The following is a 20,462-nucleotide window of genomic DNA, read 5'->3' as shown; positions in this document are numbered from 1 at the left end:
ATGCATTTTGTTACTCTTGTCATTCAACGTCACCCCTTATTGGCGCGCGTTTGCCTGTTTGTTTTGTTACCGATTGTCTTGTTATGTTTTGCCACCTTATATGTATTAGATTTAAGTCTGGCGCAAAATCATCAACAAATTAAAGTGCCAGATCTGAATGCGCCGGTGACGATTGATTATGACCACAACGCGATACCCACAATCAGCGCGAGTGAAGACTTAGCGGTGTTTTATGGTATGGGATTTGTCCATGCGCAAAACCGCTTATGGCAAATGGAGATGAACCGGCGCACAGCTGCGGGTCGCTTGAGCGAAATTTTAGGGCGCTCGACACTTGAATCAGACAAATTGATGCGTGTTTTGGGGCTATACGAAAACGCGAAAAAAATGTGGCAGCAATTACCGGCCGCTGACAAAAAAGTGCTGAAGGCTTATGTCAAAGGGGTTAATGCCGGTATGGCTCAACTGAACGTTCTGCCACCCGAATTTTTGTTATATCAGCATCAACCCGAAAAATGGACAGAGGTGGATTCATTATCTTGGATGCAGCTGCTGTCTTTTCAGTTATCAAATAGTATGCTAACTGATATCCAGCGTGCCGCGCTTATTCAGGCATACGGGCTAGAAAAAACGCAAGCGTTGATGCCGCTTGATATTGATGCATCTGCGATAACACAACTAGCCACAGTACAAAACATGGCCGATCTTGAGCCTTTGATGGCATTGGCGCAAAACTTTCAGGCACAGCAAAAACAATTTGTTGGCAGCAACAGTTGGGTGGTATCGGGTAAACATACTAAAAGTGGTCAACCCTTATTGGCAAATGATCCACACCTAGCTTACAGCACACCTGCGATATTTTATTTGGCAAAATTAAATGGTGGCAAATTGGCTGCAGAAGGGGCCAGTTTCCCAGGTTTACCTTTTATCGTAATTGGGCGTAATGCGCAAATTGCTTGGGGATTAACCAATATGATGGCCGACACGCAAGACATTTATGTCGAGCGGGTCAATCCAAACAATATAAATCAATATTTGTATGACGGAAAATATTTAGCGATGCAGCTTAAAACTGAGCTGATTGAGGTTAAATCTGATTTTTTAAAACCGGCTGAACCTGCAGTAACAATTAATATCAGACGCACCATCCACGGGCCCGTTATCAGTGACCTCAATCGCAGCGAAAATAGCTTTGCATATAGTCTTAAATGGACGGGGGATGAACAAAACGGAGGCACTTTTAGTAGCTTTCTGGCATTAAACTACGCACAAAACTGGACGCAATTTAAACAGGCTTTGAGTACCTTTGTCGCACCGGTACATAATTTTGTATATGCTGATAAACAGGGCAACATAGGCCGTTATGCTCCGGGTTTAATTCCACTACGAAGTGATAATTCAGGGATGTTGCCCAAGCCGGGATGGTTAAGCGACACTAACTGGCGGGGTTGGATTGAACACGCTCAGTTGCCACAACAATATAACCCAGCGAGCGGGATGATTGTTGCAGCAAATCATAACTTGTTAGCAAAGGATTATCCTTATTATCTGGGTCATGACTGGGCGCCCGGTTATCGCGCGCAGCGTATACAATCACTATTACAATCATTAGTACAATCAGGATCACTGGCAGAGCCACAAAGTTTTAAAAATATCCAACAGGATATTACCTTACCTAAAGCGCAGGCATTTTTAACGGTCATTCGAGATTTGCAAGCTTGGTTAGCAAACCATCAGGCGCAAACGCAAAACGCTAAAAATCAGCAAACTGAAAAATATACTCAAACGCTGCAATTTTTGGCTATCTGGCAAGGTGAGATGTCAGCCGATAGTGCTCAAGCAACTATTTTTAGCGCTTGGATGGCGCATTTTACCCGCTTGCTAGTAGAAGATGACATACAAGCGACAGCTGATTTTATCAACGCACGTAATTACTTGGCGCAATTTAAAGAGCAGGAAAATCTATGGTTGTTGCAGCAGGTTTTATTACAAGGCAATACATTGTGGTGCGATTATCAGCTGACAGCCACAACTGAAAGTTGCCAGCAGTTACTGTGGATTGCGCTACAGCACGCGGTGGATGAACTGGAAAAGTCTTATTCATCGAATATCGAAATGCTGCAATGGCGGCAAGTGCATTTTGCTCATTTTCCGCATTTTCCAATGAGTGATGCTAAATACCTGATTCGCAGCCGTGCTAAAAGCGACAATCTTTTGGCCGGGCTGTTTCATCGTCAAGCGCAATCTAAGGGCGCGGGTTATACGATAAATGTTGCGCCTGTTGCGCTGGATGAAACAAGGCGTTTTGCCCAGTTTGTCGGGCCGGTTTATCGCCAAGTGATAGAACTAACCGACAATGGCCAGTTTTGGTTTACGGCCATAGCGGGGCAGTCCGGTAATCCGTTGAGTCAACATTATGATGATTTTACCGATGCGCATCAGGCCGGGCGCTATTTTACTTTTTCAAGCGGTGAGACGGATAGAGATAAACTTCCTCTGATGTTACTACCTGAATTGACTGTTAGCCAGCGAGCGTCCCAATGGAATTAAAAAAAATATCTGATTTGTATTGGGCCAACACCCCAAACCTGTTCTTTTCTTCTTTAACCTTGGGGATGTTTACCGGCTTGTGTTACGCCACTTTAGTGCCGTTTATCATGTACGCGACCAGTGCCCAGCAAATTGATCCCGTGTCGCTTGAAATAAGCAATTTTAGTTTTTTCGACTCACCCACAGCATCGATGGCGAAGGCATTTTTATATACTTGCCTAGCGATTATTTTGTTGAAATCTATCTCGCATATTTTGTCGGTTTATATTGTGCACAAGAGTACAGTTTTACACCGCATTGAATTGTATAAACGTATCAACGCACTTTCGTATTCAGCGCTAGAGCGTATTGGTCAAGCACGTTTGATTAACATTATTAATGTTGATATCCACAATATCTACTCAGCGGCTACCAGTTTGCCGTTTATCTGGATTAGTTTAATAACCGTGATGGGCACTTTAAGTTATCTGTTGTATTTAAATGAACGGGTATTTGTCTTTGTTTTGTTCGCGATCTTAATTGCGATAGTCATTTATCAAATTCCCAGTATTTTAGGCGTGCGTTATTTTTCGCGTTCCAGAGCGAGTTTTGACAAAGTACAGGATGGTGCAAAAGGGCTGATATATGGCGCTAAAGAATTAAAGCTAAGTCGTCATAAGTCGCAAAATTATCTCAACGAAAATTTGATTAAACCTGAATTTGACGCGCTGCAAGATAACTTTAAAGGAATGGCGATTGTCACTTTTGCTGAAGTTTATGGAGAGCTTATTGCGTTTTTAGTGATTGGTATTGTTATTTTTCATTTAACATACATGTATGCGATTGACCAAACAGAACTATTTGGCATTGTAGTGGCTTTGTTATATCTAACCGGGCCGGTTAGCATTATTTTAGGCAGTTTAGGTGAGATCCAAAAAGGCAAAGTTTCACTAAAACGTATTCAGGCATTTTATGCTGAAATGCATGAAGAGAAAAATGCTGATGTGCAGCAAACCGTGATGCCGCCACAAATCATGCTACTCAAAAATCTCAGTTACCAATATGCTGATGCGACTGCAGATAACAGCTTTGCATTAAAAGACATTAACCTAAAATTTAAGCAAGGCGAAGTCACCTTTATTGTGGGGGGCAATGGCAGCGGAAAATCAACCTTATCAAAATTATTAACGCTGCATTACCATGCAACCGCAGGACAGATCTTATATGACGGCGTTGAGCTTAACAGCAGCAATTTGCAAAGTTATCGAGAACATATTTCAGCTATCTATACCGATTTTTATCTGTTTGAAAAGTTATATGGTGAGATAGACGAAGAAAAATCAGCACGTTTATTGTCCTATCTTGAACTACAAGAAAAAGTAGTCATTAAAGACAATCAATTTAGCACATTGAATTTATCTGATGGCCAACGTAAGCGTCTTGCGCTATTTGCTGCATTATACGAAAACCGTCAAATTTGCTTATTTGATGAATGGGCGGCCGATCAAGATCCCAGATTTAAAGATATTTTTTATCGTACTATTTTGCCATCGCTCAAAGCGCAGGGGAAAATTATTATCGCCATTACCCATGATGATCGCTATTTTGATTATGCCGACCAGCTTGTGTTGATGGAAAACGGGCGAGTCAGAGAGGTTAAATACCGCAAAATTAAATCTTGTGCAGCTGAATCAACACGCCCAAATTAAAAGCGACTATACTTTTATTAAATTAAATTGTATGCGGCAGGATGATGGCGAAGGAAAACGAAACACAAAGTGTTATCACCAGAAAGATCACAGCTGCGGAAGCAGAAAAATGCGCGTCTGAGCCTATCCACTTAATAGGTAGCATCCAGCCTCATGGTTTTGTGTTTGTACTTGATCCTACAACCTTGAAAATCGTTCAGTACTCAGACAATTTTGTGATGCTTTTCAATCAATATGCAAAAAAACAATTTCTTACCGAAGATACACAAATATTAAATACCTCAATCTTTGATTGGATAGAGCTGACAGTTAAAAATGCGTTCGATCGCCTCTGTTATGAGCAAACAGATAAAGTAGAATTGAATTCAAATGCGCTGATTTCCAATGTGCAATGGGAGTGTGTTGGTCATCTTGCCAAGCAATGGATATTACTTGAATTTGTTCCAACTTCACAGGACACATATGACTCGTTTGAATTAATTTCACAAATGAACCGGATGGTGCAGATTTTAAGAAGTGCGCAAGGTACTCAAGAGTTGTTTGATACAATTACCAATCAGTTTCAGCAATATACGCAGTTTGATCGCGTCATGATGTATCGTTTTTTGCCCGATTGGTCGGGGGAGGTTGTCTCAGAAGCGGTATCAGAGCAAGAAAAAGTCAAATTTTTACATATGCGTTTTCCTGCCGATGACATACCCAAACAAGCCAGAGAGTTGTACACATTAAATAAAGTACGTGTTTTTGCCAATGCAGATGCAGAGCCTAGCAAGCTGATCCCCAACGTTTTACCAGATGGGCAATTGTTAGATCAAAGTTACGCGTTGCTGCGGAGCATATCGAATATGCACCGTATATACTTAAACAACATGGGCGTAAAAGCAACGCTGACCTTGTCAATTATAGTGGAGGGTAAGTTGTGGGGGCTTGTGGTATTTCATCATAATCTGCCCAAATCACCTCCCAATCATGTTGTTTCTCAAGTTAAACTCACCTGTGAGCTTTTCAGTGAAACCCTGTCTTCCTACTTAATGCCGGCCATACAGATGATGGAAATTACTCATTTAATGGCGGCGAAAAGTGTGATTGAAGCAACCTTTAACAAGGCCAAAATGCAGGCGATATCGCAGCAGATTTTTGCCAATGCACTCACAGAGATTCATAAAATTGTAGGCTATGATTTTATCGGGATTATCTATGGTGATAAATGTTACTGCTTGGCGGACGAGCAATTTAAATTGCTATCTAAAAAAACAATCAAAGCGATCGATAAGTTATTTGCTGACCCAGAGCGTTTACAATATCAATCGTATAAGCTGCATGCTGAAAATAAAACCATTCCTGGACTTGAAAGCATGGCAGGTATCAATGCCATGCGCTCTAAAATACCGTCAGATTTCTATGTGTTTTTTGGTAAAAAAGAGGTGGTTAAATCCATTCAGTGGGGGGGCGTACCCAATACCGTTAATATTGTTGTTAAAGGGCAAGAACGTCATTTAGAACCAAGAAGTTCATTTGCCTTGTGGCGTGAACAAGTAAAAGGTCAATGTGATTATTGGCTACCCCAAGACGATAAAATTCTAGAATATTTTTTTACCAGTTGTCGTGATTTTACCAGCGTTAAAAGCAATGAACTGTTAATGAAAAAGCTTGAACAAAATGCACATTATGATTTGCTAACCAATTTAGCTAATCGTGCATATTTAAAAAAGTTCATTGACGGCATGCGTCAGAATTCTAATAAACCAGATGAAAAAATGTCTGTCCTTTTTATCGACCTAGATAATTTTAAAGACGTAAATGATTTTATGGGGCATGAAACGGGTGACCGTTTATTGCAAACAATTGCTATTCGTTTAAAAGAATGCTCGCGGCCAAACGATTTGGTGGTCAGGCTTGGTGGTGATGAGTTTATCATTGTGTTTATCCATGAAAATCAATTGGATTTGGCCGCAATAGCTGAAAAAGTGGTGACGACGGTTGGAGAGCCTATTCTTGATCATGAACATACTATTGTGATAACCCCCAGCGTTGGGGTTATCAGTGGTAATGTACAAGATATTGACTTTAATGAAATGCTGAAACGAGCAGATATTGCGATGTATTCCGCTAAAAATAAAGGCAAAAACGGGTTTCACATTTTTGACAGTAAAGATCAGGAGGCATTTAATAAAAAAGCGATATTAACCCTAGATTTGCGAGACTATGTTAACTCTGAATGTATAGAATTACATTTTCAGCCGCAATGCGATTTTAATTTAAACCTCTCAGGTGCTGAAGCGCTCGCTAGGTGGAAACACCCGAAATTTGGTTATATCAGTCCTGAGATTTTTATTCAGATGGCTGAAATGAATAATTTGATTAAACCTTTGAGCTTGCATATTTTCAAAAAAGCATGTGCAACGCTCGTGGATTGGCGTGGGCACAATTTACCCCCTAACTTTGATACCTTGTCTGTCAATATTAGTCCGAGCTTACTGTTGGATAGGTCGTTTGAAAACAATATGATGGATATCTTGCTTGCATATGGTTTGACCCCGAGCGATATCCGATTAGAAATCACTGAATCTATTTTTATGCAGAACTATGAATTGGCCATTGCTAATTTAAAATCTCTGCGCAAACTGGGTTTCACAATTGCATTGGATGATTTTGGGACGGGTTTTTCATCTTTAAATTATCTGTGGAAGCTCCCCATTGATGAAGTGAAAATTGACAAGTCTTTTATCGCCAACATGAGCCAAGATGATAGTTTGTTTACTATGGTAGAAAGTATTATTGAACTGTGTAAAAAGCTTAAGCTTGAAGTGGTCGCCGAAGGTGTTGAAAGTCGGGTTGAATTTAATATTTTAAAAGGCCTTGGTTGTGATACATGCCAAGGATATTACTATAGTAAGCCCTTGCCCAGCGAGTTATTTATTGAACAACATATTAAAAAACCTAGTGCCACTTAGTCAACAGTTGAAGTGTGATACCAGTTGTTATCATGCAAGGTTGGATCAAGTGACTGTACTGCAGAATTTACTGTCTGCGGATCTCACGCCGTTACAGTACGAAACGACTATCCTGTATTTTTATCACTGCTTAAAAGCATGGGTCGCTGTGTTTAAACAAGCGGAACGTCAGTTAAACATTCCTGCATTTGCACGGATTGAATGCCATCTGGCGGCCTTAGAAACAGAAGTCAGTCAATTTAACTATCAACTAAAACCTGCAATACTGATACCTCTGCCTGAAATCAAATCCATTGAACACTATTTGGGGTACAGTTATGTCTTAACCGGCTCGCAAATGGGCGCACGTTTTATTATTAGAAAGCTACAAAAGTCGCCTTTAAAGTCACGCTATAGGTTTAATTATTATCAGACTCAAAGCGCACAGGCCGCGGAGTGTTGGTTGACTTGGAAAAGCAGCTTAGATCAGTTTTCAAAAAACAGTGCAATCAATCAACAAGCGGTCATAAATGCTGCATTAGCGTGCTTTAACCAGTTAATTAACTGGTTTGAATGCCGGCACAAAGTCTGCAAAGTCAGCATTTATAATACAGAATAAAATACAGAGTCAAATTCAGAGCAAAATACAGAGCAAAAGGCAGAGTAATATAACGCTAAGCTGGCCGTATGGGCGGCCAGTTGAACATTTACTGAGAATAGCTTTTTCGGCTTACCGCAGTGCCTTTTATTTTTTGCCAAAATGCTTTACATGCACAAGATATTTTATAACCTTGCCAGTACAAAGTTGGGACAAAAATAAGTGTCACGACCGAGGCAAATAACACACCAAATGATAGAGCGACCACCATTGGGATTAAAAACTGAGCTTGGTTGCTCTTTTCAAATAATATCGGCATCAAACCGATAAAGGTGGTTAATGAGGTTAAAACAATTGCTCTAAATCTATCCCTGCCGGCTTGCAAAACGGCTTGTTTTATTTCAATGCCCTGTTTTACTAATTCTTTAAGTCGTGTCAATAATACCAGATTGTCATTCACGACCACCCCGGCGCAGGCTAAAAAGCCGAAAAATGACATCATACTGATATCCAAATCTAATAATAAATGTCCCCATATTGCCCCCATAAAACCAAAGGGGACTGCGGTCAGAATTAAAAGTGGTTCCCAATAAGAGCGAAAAGCAATCGCCATCAAGGCATAGGCTATGGCTAATGCAAATAATAAATTACTGTATAAACCTTGGGTAAACTCCTGTTGTGCTCGTAAATTTCCGTCTGTGCTGAGGTTCAGACCCACATATTTAATTTGCCAGTCGGCTAAATTGTCTTTGAGCATTTGCTGGGTAATGGCATTGGCATCATGACCTTCTTTGACATCTGCGGTTATTTCAATGTTACGTCTGCGGTCAACACGTTCTATTTGGCTAAAACCCGGCACCAGCTTAATATCCGCGACACTGCCAATAGGTACTTCTGTGCCGTCTGCTGTGCGGATCCGCATATTATAAATTTGTTGTAAACTGAGGCGGTTTTCTTTAGGGTATTTAAGCATGACACGCACATCTTCTTTCCCTCTTGGGATGCGTTGCACTTCTTCACCATAAATCGCTTGTCTGACTTGTCTGGCGATTAAAGCCAAGTTAATCCCCAGCGTTTCGGCATGTTCTTTGATAGATAATTCAACTTCGATTTTTTCAGATTCCAAACTGGTACGGACATTGTGCACACCCGGATAGCTGGCCAGTGTTTGTTTGATATCATTTACCGCTTGTTGCTGGCTTTGCATATCGTTTGCCGCAATATTCATATTCAAAAATATGTCAGACTGATTGCCGCCAAAACTAAATGCCAAAGAATAGTTTTTGGCTTCTGGTAGTGGGCCAATGAGCTCTTCCAGTCTTTGCGATACCTGTTGCATCGGGACTATGCGATGTTCGGGTATTTCCAAACCGACAAATATATTGGCATTGCCCATGCGTGAAGTGGTTTTAATTTCAGTTACAAAAGGCATGTTGTCGTTGGCGGCTAACAGGGTTTCATCCTGTTGCAGTTGGTGCGCCATTTTATCTATATGCTGTGCAATGCGCTTTGCTTCGCTATACGGCGCGGCTTCCGGTAAATCCACGTTGACTGCAATAAAGCTTTGTGGAATGTTCGGGAAAAAGCTGGTGTTCAGCCAACCACCTGTATAGGTCGCCACACTGAGTGCAAACGCTAATGCGAATACAGTTAGTGTAGCACCACTTTTGTTTATCATGCTTTGCATTTTTGCACCGTAAATCTGTTGTGCAAGATAATCCAGCTTGTTGGCGAAGTGATGTCTTACTTGCTGTAATGTTTTTAACAGTAAGTTGTTACTTGGTTTTTCAGCTTTTAAGTGCGCTAAATGCGCAGGCAGTATTAATAAACATTCAACCAGTGAAAAAATCAGGCTCAAGGCGACGACAAAAAAGATTGAATGGGTAAAAGGCTCAACATCCATGGGCACAAATAACATTGGCGCGAATAAGATAATGGTACTTAAAACGGCTAAAATAACGGGTTTCAACACGGCTTGAGTGCCAATGACAGAAGCATCTAACCTGTTTGTATTTGTTTTGCTTTGTTCACTGTAAATGCTCTCGGCAACGACAATCGCATCATCTACCACAATACCTAATACAATTAAAAATGCGAACATCGAAAACATGTTTATCGTGATATCAAAGTAGGTTAACAACCAAAGTGTGCCAGCAAATGCCGTTGCAATACCAATACAGACCCAGAGCGCTAAAGCGGGCCGCAAGAACAAGACTAAAATCAAAAATACCAGCGCTAAACCCCCTAAAGCGTTATCACTCAACAAGGTTAAACGGCTATCGAATAATTCTTTCATTTCATAGTTGATATCGATGTGCATACCGGGCGGTAAATTATTTTGTAAATCTAATAGATAGTTACGCGCATTCTCAGTGCCGGCAAACAGATCGGGTTGGTCGCTGATCATAACCTGAAAATCAATCGCTTTTTCGCCATTAAAATAGACTTCTAAATCATCTTCGGTAAAGCCATCTGTGATTTTTGCGATATCGCCTAGTTTGATTTCTTGGCCATCCAGACTGGATAAAATCACGATATCGGCAAACTGCTCGGCACTATAAGCTTGGTTGCGGGTTTGGATTTGAATGTTACCGACTTGCGTTTTGATATTGCCGGCGGGTAAATTTAGGGATGAGCTGCGAATTGCTTGCGCCACTTGATCAAAGGTGAGCTGATATTTTCTAAGTTGATACTCGGAAACTTCAATGCTCACTTCATCTGCTTTTGTGCCTGTGTAACGCACATACGAAACCCCCTCTAATAATGCCATTTCATCTGCAATTTGCTGCGCTCTGGCTTTCATCAGAGCATCATTCGCATTGCCTGAAAGGGTAAAAAACATCAGCGGCACGCGATAAATTTGTTGATTAATAATAGGCCTTTCAGTATTAGACGGAAAAGTATTGATTGCATCCACTCGCATTTTGATATCGGCCAGTATGTCTTTAATCGGATAACCTTCAATGATTTCAACCGCGACATTGGCGCTGCCATTTCGTGCGGTAGATCGGATCTGGAAAATGCCCGGTAAGTCGGCAATTGCTTCTTCAATACGTGTCACGATTTGTTGTTCAACTTCTCTTGGACCCGCGCCCAGATAACTCATGTTGATATTCACCATGTTTACCTCGGTTGCCGGAAATACTTCTTTTTCTACTTCTTGAATCCCGACATAGCCACCGATAAAAATAGCCAACATGAGTAAGTTGGCTGCCACTGAATTGCGCGCAAACCAGTCTATTAATTTACTCATAACTCACCCGCTGCCTGGTTTTTCTGTGCTACTTTTAATCGAGTCGTCTCAGCTTCAACGGCTGTGCCGGGTGATAAAAATCCAAGCTTGTTAATAATAACTTGGTCGCCATTTTGCAGTTGTTCGCTGCTAATCCACACATGTTTATCTGTGCGAGCAATTACCTGTACTTCTGCTTGTTTAACCTGTTCGTTTTGACCAATCAAATAAATTTGATTACGTTTAAACAGCGCATCTTTTGGCAGTTCGATGAGTTTTTCGATTGGTTTACTGGAAATATTGGCTTCGACAAATAAGCCAATCAATAATGGCAGTTGGTAGTTTGATATTTGCGCGTGCGCTGGAATATCAACAATCAAATCAAGCATGCGCGTTTTATTGTCTATTTTGGCGGAAGTGCGACTAATATGCGCACTCCACTGGTGTTTTTTGCCGCCAAAGTGCGCTGTTAATAAAACAGGATTTTGCTTATTTTTTTGTTCAAACTCAGTTGTATTGGGTAATGCAATCAAAGATGCTTGCTGCTCTGTCAACGGCAACTTTACTTGTAGTTGGCTGGTATCCAGTATTTGTGCCAGTGGACTGCCACTTGTCACAAACTGCCCGACACCCACCGATGTTGATTCGATTCTGCCAGCAAAAGGCAGACTGATAGTGGTTCGTGTTAGATCCAAATTGGCTTTTTCTAACCTTGCTTGCGCAGCCGCTACTTTTGCCTGAGCGGCAATGAGCTGTGGTTTGCGTTTAAAAAGTTGATTTGCATCTGGGTCGCCTAGATCTTGCCATTGCTTCGCGGCTTCTTTAGACAGCGCTTGTTCGGTTGCCAGTTGCATTTTAGCTTCTGCCAGTTCAGCTTTGGCTGAAACCACGGCAAGCTTGTAATCAGAATCATCTATTTTCAGTAAAGTTTGCTGCGCAGTAAAATGACCACCGTCAGCAAAAGCATCCGCAACATAAGTAATTTTACCACTCACTTGAGGCATTAACTGCGATCGTCGAATCGCTTCTACTGTGCCTTGGGTTGTAACTGTGACCACATGGCTTTTTGCATCGACCGCCACAGTTTTTACTCGCGTTTTGACCACCTCGGGTGGTTCAAATGGCGCAGGTTCTGGTTTGGGTTTGGCGTTTGCAACCACAAGCACCACCGCGATCCCAGGTATCAGTATTTTCAAAGCAAGTGGAATTCTATGCCATATGTTCACAAGCGTACTCCTTATTTAAGTTGCTTAGCTACATCCTGTTAAACATACAATTTAAAGTGTAAATAAACTGAAAATAAATATTTTTCGGCTTTCTCTGCAATGGTAAAAGCTATATTTAATTTTTATCGTTTAAATGTCTTTTATATCAGCTGTTTGTCTTTTTTGTTTGAAACAGGTTTGCGCGTCTTTTAAGCATCATAAAGCAAAAAGGTAGATGCGTGTACCGTTAACATTTGTATAAAGAATTGCATACGTATGCAGCAATAAAATTGCAGTAATTTGGCTAAAAACACAGTAACCTCGAAAAAAGCGTGATGCATTTTTATTCACTTTATGAAATTGCAAGTAAGTAAAAAAATAATAAAAAGAGGGGCTGGCGATGTGTTTACGTTTGGGTGTTATCAATCTGATGCCAAACCCAGAATGTTATCAGCAAGAGCTATTGGCATTATTTGGACAGCTAGATATCAAGGTGAATTGTCGTTGGATCCGGTTAACGGATAAAAGTTATCAAAGTGCCAATTCAAGCCTGAGTGACTATAGTTTTTTTTCATCTATCAAACTGGCAGAGTTAGATGCAGTGATTGTCACAGGGGCACCAGTCGAGTTGTTGCCGTTTGAAGAAGTTGTCTACTGGCAAGAGCTTATAACGATAGTACAGCAACTCATGCAAAGACAAATACCTGTGTTGGGGCTTTGTTGGGGGGCGATGGCGCTGGCAAAATTGATTGGTGTCGACAAAAAACAGCACAGCTCTAAAATCTTTGGCGTTTATCCTCTTATCGCAACAAATAACGCAATAAACAACGCAACAAGTATCACAACAAATATCGCAACAAATATTTCAGCAAACACATCTAGTACGTTCGGTTACAACCCTTTTAGTACCTATGCCTCTTTTTCACAGCAAGATTTAGAATTGTTGATTAACAAGGGGGACGTATTACCCATTTATCAATCGCCGCAATTAGGCACAACCCATTTCGCTACACGAAATGGCTTACTAACCATGTGTCTGAGTCACCCCGAATACACATCGCAAAGACTGCAGCAAGAATGGGTGCGCGATCAGGCGCGTAATGATGTGGATCCGCCGGTTGGTTTGACTGCATCTATTACAAATAAAACAGCAGACAGCAGTTATTGGCTAGCCGATTCAATCAATATTTTTACCGACTGGTTTGCGCGCGTACGCGAACTAAACCATCAAGCATTACCGCCCAAAGCGCTACAATTTGAGAGTTAAACCATGAGTACCCCTGTATATTTACGACCTGATGTTTATTTTGAACCCCTCTTTAACCAGTGGTACATGTGGCCCTATTTATTAGCGCCAGCACCGGCTGCCATGAATTTAGCCAATCATCACACGCGCTTAATGCAGTCGTTTATCGCTAATGCCAAATTGCACGCGCAGGCTGCAAAGCTCAAGAGTATGGTTGGCAGTTCAATTGTAAATTGTGATGAGCAGCAGGTGGAGGCTATGTTGTCATTACTTGAGCAGAGTCAGAATCAATTAAGTGATTTATATGAATTTGCAAAGAGCTTAAAGCAGCTTGACCAACTATTGCTGGCTGAAGCAAATGGAGAAAGTCTAGAAGGTTTATATGAAAAAATACCAGACAACCTAAAAGGTTACGTTGAGTTGGTTTATGACTTAAATAATCAAGTGTCGTATCGTTTAATTGAAGGCTTGTTATATTTAAGCCCCTTATTTAAAAAGAGTAAACAAACTTTATGTTTTGGCGATTTAGCCAGTGATAAACGTCCATTTGTGCTCAGCACGCCTAGGCTCGCCGATGCGAACCATTGTCAAATTACTGTGCCCTTTAGCCATGCGTTTTGTCAGGCTTTATTTAAAATGCGTGAAGTGCCGATGTCGCTTGCTGCGCTAAATAAGCTATTACCTGATGATTGCGATTTTCGTGGCGGCAAAAAGTTCAGCGAGCTGTTTACGCAGCAAGCCCCGCCAATTCGAGCGCCGTATAGTGATGAGGGGGTACGGGTTGAATATATCGGACATGCGGGTGTGTTAATTGAAAGTAAAGATATCTGTTGTGTTATCGATCCTGTTCTCGCGTACCAAAATGACGAAGATAACCGGCAAAAATTTACCTTTGCAGATCTGCCAGCCGTGGTCGACTATGTCATGATCACTCATACCCATATGGATCACTTATGCATCGAAACCTTGCTGCAAATTAAACACAAGGTTAAAGCTATTTTAGTCCCTAAAAATAATGGGGGAGTCTGGCCGATCCTTCAATAAAATTGATGTTGCAAAACTTGGGTTTTGCTCAGGTAGTTGAGTTGGAAGATATGGAGAAAGTGCCAATTTCAGATGGTTACATCTGTGCACTCCCATTTTTAGGCGAACATGCCGACGTTAATATTCGAAGTAAAGCGGCTTGGCTGATCAATATTCAGGGGCGCACAATTGTCTCAGCTGCTGATTCTTCTAATTTAGAAGCTGAACTGTACGACAAGATTAAATCACATATTGGCAGGATTGATATTTTATTTATTGGCATGGAGTGCACCGGAGGTCCAATGCGTTGGTTGTATGGCCCTTTATTAACCCAACCCATTAGCAAACAAGCAAATGAATCGAGGCGCTTTAATGGCTCAGGTTTTGCCTCAGCAGCCAAAATTGTCGATATATTAAACCCCGAGCAAGTCTTTGTTTATGCACTGGGGATGGAACCTTGGTTTGCCTACTTTATGGGCATTTCTTACAACGATGATGATGCGCAAATGCTGGAGTCTCAGCAATTGGTCGACAAATGTTTAAGTGAAGGCAAGGTTGCGGAACGCTTATTTGGCCGCAAAAAGATGCGCCTAAATGCATTAAAATCACAAGCAGGTAGCGGCGATGCAAGCTAATAATATTATCGACAGTTTAGCGAACTGGGCGAAGAAAACACCCAATGCCAATGCATTTACATTTTTACTGGCAAACGGCACTTCGCAAACATTAAGCTATGCAAATCTTTATGATCGTAGCCAAAAAATTGCTCGACAATTAAAACAACATATCCAGCCAAATCAAGCTGTCCTTTTGTGTTTTGCACCCGGCTTACAGTTTGTTGAAACATTTTATGCTTGTTTAATCGCAGGGGTTGTCGCGATCCCTTTATACCCACCGCGCGCCAATCAAAAACAAGCGCGCATATCAGCAGTGCTGCAGTCATCTGGAGCGCAGGTTATTTTGACCGATACGGCCGCGCACAATGCAGTTGCAAAATCGCTTGCTGATGGTGCGCCGCAGGCCACTATTTTAAATCTACAGCCACCAGCCAGTGATGAGCAGGTAGTCGAAAAGGGGGCGTTTTCAGATATTGCATTTTTGCAGTATACCTCAGGTTCTACCGGCGCTCCCAAAGGGGTTGTCGTAACACACAATAACATTGTTGCTAATTTGGACGCTTTAGTTGAAGCGACAGGAGCTAATACGAAAGATGTATTTGTTAATTGGTTACCGGTATTTCATGATTTAGGCTTAATTAACACGGTATTATTACCCGTTTATCTGGGCAGTCATTCGGTGCTAATGGCACCTGCGCAATTTATCCGAGAGCCGCTATTTTGGTTGTCAGCCATTGATAAATTTAACGGCAGTATTTGTGGTGGTCCTAACTTTGCGTTTGATCACTGTGTACAAAAGTTGAATCAATCACAATTGGCACAATTAAATCTCTCCAGTTGGCGCGTTGCATTTAACGCTGCTGAACCTATCAATGCCGATACGTTAACTGCATTTAGCAATTTGTGTAAACCCGCTGATTTTGACAAAGCTGCATTTTTCCCGAGTTATGGGATGGCCGAAGCGACGGTATTTATTTGCGGTCGTTTTTATCAGCAGAGCTCGGTTAGATATTTTGATCGTCAGGCGCTTAATCAAGGGCGAGCGATCAGCATCCATATTCAATCATCCGAACACCTAGCGCACAACACTTCTGCATTGCTTTCTTGTGGTCGGACCCCTTCAGAGCATGCAATAAAAATAGTGGATAGAGAATCACAGACTGAGTGCGCAGAAGGGCATATTGGCGAAATTTGGTTTAATGGGCCGAGTGTTGCATCGGGTTATTGGCAAAATGTGCAGCAAAGCCAGCAGACTTTTAATAATCGCTTAAACAACAGCGATAGCCAATCAGTATTTTTAAAAACAGGCGATCTGGGTTTTGTTTTGAATCAGGAGCTGTTTATCGTAGGACGTTGTAAAGATCTGATTATCGTTAACGGACAAAATATCTATCCGCAAGATATTGAGTGGCTGGTAATTGATTGTAGTGACGAGTTAGAACGTTTGTCGTGCGCGGCTTTTAGTTTGCCACAACACAACTTGCAACAGGACAATTTACATCAAAACGATTTACATCAAAACCACAGCCATCTGGCGGTGGCCGTTGAAGTTAAAAGAAGTCGCTTAAGAAGTTTTAAAGATATAGCAAAAGTGGAAACGGTTGCCAAAGCAATACGGGCACGTATTGCGCAAGAGCTTGAAATTACCATTGAGCATGTGTTGTTTTTAGCGCCTGGACAATTGCCCAAAACTTCCAGTGGCAAGGTACAACGAGCCGCAACAGCTCATTTACTTCAGCAATCTGAACTTAATATTTATGCGCGCAGTGATTTACCCAAGCTAATGGCGCAATCAGCTGATATGACAGGCATCAGTACGAACATTGAGCTGTCAGAGACTCAACAAAATCTAGCGGGCTCAGGTAGTACAATCAGCTTGCAGTTAAAAAAGATTTGGATGCGATTATTATCTTGCACTCTGGATGAGCTTGACAATCTTGATATTCCATTTACCGCATTGGGTGGCGATTCAATTAAGTTAATGACGCTGGCGGCTGAGATTGAACGTGAATTTTCCGTGCATCTCGACGAGTCAGCTTTGTATGCCAATTTAACCCTAGCCCAGCAATTATTGTTGATCCAAACCAGTTCAGAAAACACACACTCACAGATTACCGCGTTGGGATTACAGCAAGGCAAACTATCTGCTGCGCAAAACAGGCTTTGGTTTTTACAACAGGTTGTGCCAGATAGTCGGATGCTGAATATTTCTGTCCAGCTGAAATTCAGTGGTGACTTTGAGCAATCGGCTTTTACGACTGCCTGGCATGCTTGTTTAAAACGCCACCCAGTATTAACAGCAGGTTTCTGTCAGCAAGGCGATGAAATTGTAATGCGTTTTGCTATGTATCCTGAACAAGATTTACAAAAAATTGACTTGACGGGACAAGATGAAAATCAAATAGCAAGGCAACTGGCGGAGTTAAAGCAGCAATATGAAAATTGCCATTTTGATTTGTTGTCTCAACCCGTCTATCAGGCGCACCTTGTAAACGAGACTGAACAGCAAAGTCATTTTTTCTTTTGTGTTCACCATATCGTGGCAGATGCTTGGTCATTTAAGATATTTTTAGAGGATTTGAGTGATTATTACCACCGTATTAGAAATGCAGAAGTGGCTGAATTAGCACAGATTGATATTAACTACTTGGATTATGCGGTTTGGCAGGAAAAACAATTAAGCGCTGAAAAGCAGCAAAATCTAAGCAATTTTTGGCAGCAAACATTATCGCCAATGCCGGCAACTCTGGCGCTGCCGTTTGATTATTCGCCGACAAAAGAAAAATCATACCGAGGTGGCAAAGTTAGTCGTACGATAACCGGCTTACATCCCCAGCTTGAAGCATTTGCAAAATCGCAAAATGTGACTGTTTTTGCTGCCTATTGTGCGGTTTATCAAATTTTGTTAAGCCGTATCAGCGGGCAACTGGATGTGGTGATTGGTACAGATGTAATCAACCGCGAAAACGCGAGCTTACAGCAGGTTTTTGGTTTTTTTGTCAATCAAATCGCCCTGCGTACTGAGTTAACTTTGGATGACACAATGCAAGAGGTTGTCGCCAAGTGCCAAAACACGGTATCCGCCGCTCAGGTGCATCAATTTTTGCCGTTTGAGCAGGTGGTCGAGTTGGTTGATAAAGCGGGGGATTTAAGTCGATCACCGGTTTTCCAAGTGAAATTTTTATTAAATCCGTCACCCTTAAAAGCGCTTCAATTGGCAGACGTTAAAATTGAACAACAGGCCTTGCCTGTGCAGCATGCCCAGTATGATCTAACTTTTGCAGTTGATTTTGAGTTAGATGGTTCAGCGCAGTTAAATTGTCACTTCGATGGTGCTTTATTTGCGCCTTCTACGGTTGGACAACTTGCAGATAGTTACCTGCATATTCTGAATCAACTACTTGTTCATAGCGACAAGTGCTTAAGTCAGGTCGAATACCTGACGCCAAATCAGCAGCAGATTTTAGAGCAATATAGTACGGGGCAAAAAGTTGAAGTGACTCAGCATTTTACCGATGGATTAGCGCACTTTGCAGATGAAACACCCGATAAAATTGCTTGTATTACCGAGCATCATCAATTTAGCTATGCTGAGATTAATCAACGGGCCAATCAGTTAGCGCATTTACTGCTGGCGGTTGGTGTGCAAAATTCAGTTGTGGGGATTTCACTTGCTCAGTCGGATGAGCTATTGGTCGCCTTATGTGCAATCGGCAAAATTGGCGCGACATTTGTACCGCTAGACCCCGGATATCCGCCTGAACGACTTAGTTTTATGCTCGCAGATAGCGAAGCCAGCTTTCTACTGGGTGACAGTGAAACATTGCCTGTTTTGGCTGATGATTTCTTAGGGACTATGCTAAACCTGCAAGAATTTTCTGAACTTTTGTCTGTCCAGTCGGGAGAAAACCCAGCTGTTAAGATTGCAGCCGAATCATTGGCTTATATCTTATATACATCGGGTTCTACCGGTCAGGCTAAAGGTGTTAAGGTCAGTTATGCTGCGCTTAACAACCTGTGTAACTGGTATCTTGATTTTTCTAAAACCACCGCAGACAGCGTAGCGCTGCAACTGATACCGTTTGGTTTTGATGCCAGTATTAAAAACTATTTTGTACCCTTAATGGCAGGTGCGCAGTTAGTGCTTGTCAATCAACCGAGTTTTGATGCCGAGTGCGTTTTAGCGTTAATTAAGCGCTACAAAGTGACAACCACAAATTGTATCCCCAGCGTTTTTTCTGCATTGGTTAGTTTAGCAAAGTCGCAAGATTACAGCGCGCTAGCGAGTTTCCAGTTTGTTGCATTTGGCGGTGAAAGGTTAGAATTTGCACACTTTAAAGACTGGATACTGAGTTCTGCGTTTAATGCGTCGATAGCGAATATATACGGTCCGACAGAATGTACTGATATCTCAGCCGCGCATTTACTCAGCGCGCAGCAAGCAGTGAGCCGGGCGCAAGATGAAAATCAGTTAGCCCAAGCATTTCCAATTGGGCGACCTATCCAAAATTGTCAGTTAGTTTTGTTAACTGAACAAGCTGAAAATCAGTTTAGTCGCACTATGCCAGGAGCCGTTGGTGAGATTTTTATTACCGGGCGATGTTTGGCCGAAGGTTATATGCAATCACTGACAAATCAAGGGAAGTTTGTACAGTTACCCCAAGCAAGCACGTTATTTTATCGCACCGGTGATTATGCTAAGTGGAATCAACAAGCTGAGCTTATATATTGCGGCCGTGCGGATGAGCAGGTGAAGATTAATGGTGTCAGAATTGAGCTAGCTGAAATTGAATCAGTCCTGAGCGAACATCCTGCGTTAGATAAAGTGTGTGTATTGTTTAAGCAAGATAGATTAGTTGCTTATGTGCAGTCAGCTGCACTTAATCCACCTACACCAGAGCAATGTCGTAATATCGTTAAAGCCAAATTGCCATCTGTTATGGTGCCGCATCAAGTTATTTTTGTTGATGTTTTTGCCACCTTACCAAACGGCAAAATCGACCGCAATAAACTGGCTCAGATCAGAGTTACGGAGGCAAAACCCAATGTGGATTTTGTTGCGCCAAAAACACCGGTTGAAACGATTCTAATCTCCTGTATTGAAGACGTATTAAAAAAGCAAAAGGTCAGTATGAGCGATAACTTTTTTGAGTTAGGCGGGGACTCAATATTATCAGTTCAACTGGTTGCGCAATTGCAAAATCAAGGCGTACAGCTGGCCGTAAAAGATATTTTTGATGCACCTACATTTTCAGAGTTGGTGTTGTTGGTAACGCAACAGGCCGCCACAACAGACGCGGCAGAAAATACAGCCTTTGACTTTCTTTCGGAAGATGATTTGGCCCTTTTAAATCAAGAATAATAAATCGC

The 20,462-nt window shown here is 41.7% G+C and carries 10 protein-coding genes; 8 read left to right on the top strand and 2 right to left on the bottom strand.

What is annotated here, in order from left to right:
- From FNT16_RS03680 to FNT16_RS03665, 4 genes are read left to right on the top strand one after another with little or no spacing between them, the layout of a single operon-like run.
- Positions 1 to 2,550, top strand: a complete 2,550-nt coding sequence (locus FNT16_RS03680; RefSeq protein WP_143870276.1) for a penicillin acylase family protein — start codon at positions 1 to 3, stop codon at positions 2,548 to 2,550.
- Positions 2,541 to 4,238, top strand: coding sequence for a cyclic peptide export ABC transporter (locus FNT16_RS03675; RefSeq protein ID WP_143870275.1), 1,698 nt, complete (start codon positions 2,541 to 2,543; stop codon positions 4,236 to 4,238). The genes FNT16_RS03680 and FNT16_RS03675 overlap by 10 nt, the downstream gene beginning before the upstream one ends.
- Before the next feature lie 41 nt (positions 4,239 to 4,279).
- Entirely contained in the window at positions 4,280 to 7,192 is a 2,913-nt protein-coding gene (locus FNT16_RS03670) for a bifunctional diguanylate cyclase/phosphodiesterase (RefSeq protein WP_143870274.1), read from the top strand.
- A complete protein-coding gene (locus FNT16_RS03665) occupies positions 7,158 to 7,790 on the top strand; it encodes a biliverdin-producing heme oxygenase (protein WP_185976675.1) in 633 nt (210 codons plus the stop codon). The genes FNT16_RS03670 and FNT16_RS03665 overlap by 35 nt, the downstream gene beginning before the upstream one ends.
- An 88-nt stretch (positions 7,791 to 7,878) precedes the next feature.
- Here the strand turns inward: FNT16_RS03665 and FNT16_RS03660 are convergent, their stop codons facing one another.
- A complete protein-coding gene (locus tag FNT16_RS03660) occupies positions 7,879 to 11,022 on the bottom strand; it encodes an efflux RND transporter permease subunit (protein ID WP_143870272.1) in 3,144 nt (1,047 codons plus the stop codon).
- Positions 11,019 to 12,227 carry an efflux RND transporter periplasmic adaptor subunit gene (locus tag FNT16_RS03655; RefSeq protein WP_185976674.1) on the bottom strand — a complete coding sequence of 403 codons (1,209 nt, stop codon included), beginning with the start codon at positions 12,225 to 12,227 and terminating at the stop codon, positions 11,019 to 11,021. Before FNT16_RS03655 ends, FNT16_RS03660 begins: the two co-directional genes overlap by 4 nt.
- A 379-nt stretch (positions 12,228 to 12,606) precedes the next feature.
- Between FNT16_RS03655 and FNT16_RS03650 the strand changes: the two genes are divergently transcribed.
- The 4 genes from FNT16_RS03650 to FNT16_RS03635 are packed head-to-tail and all read left to right on the top strand — an operon-like array spanning position 12,607 to position 20,454.
- Entirely contained in the window at positions 12,607 to 13,473 is an 867-nt protein-coding gene (locus tag FNT16_RS03650; protein ID WP_143870270.1) for a homoserine O-acetyltransferase/O-succinyltransferase family protein, read from the top strand.
- A 3-nt stretch (positions 13,474 to 13,476) separates the two neighbouring features.
- Complete coding sequence (locus FNT16_RS03645; protein ID WP_143870269.1) at positions 13,477 to 14,496, top strand: MBL fold metallo-hydrolase; 1,020 nt, start codon at positions 13,477 to 13,479, stop codon at positions 14,494 to 14,496.
- A 5-nt stretch (positions 14,497 to 14,501) separates the two neighbouring features.
- On the top strand, positions 14,502 to 15,110 hold the full coding sequence (locus FNT16_RS03640) for an MBL fold metallo-hydrolase (RefSeq protein ID WP_143870268.1): 609 nt from the start codon (positions 14,502 to 14,504) through the stop codon (positions 15,108 to 15,110).
- Positions 15,100 to 20,454 carry a non-ribosomal peptide synthetase gene (locus FNT16_RS03635; protein ID WP_143870267.1) on the top strand — a complete coding sequence of 1,785 codons (5,355 nt, stop codon included), beginning with the start codon at positions 15,100 to 15,102 and terminating at the stop codon, positions 20,452 to 20,454. The genes FNT16_RS03640 and FNT16_RS03635 overlap by 11 nt, the downstream gene beginning before the upstream one ends.
- Positions 20,455 to 20,462: the final 8 nt, after the last annotated feature.

Source organism: Catenovulum sediminis (assembly GCF_007289895.1).
GTDB classification, from domain to species: domain Bacteria; phylum Pseudomonadota; class Gammaproteobacteria; order Enterobacterales; family Alteromonadaceae; genus Catenovulum; species Catenovulum sediminis.
Note: the sequence above shows the minus strand (reverse complement) of the source record. Positions and strands in the feature narration are given on the sequence as shown.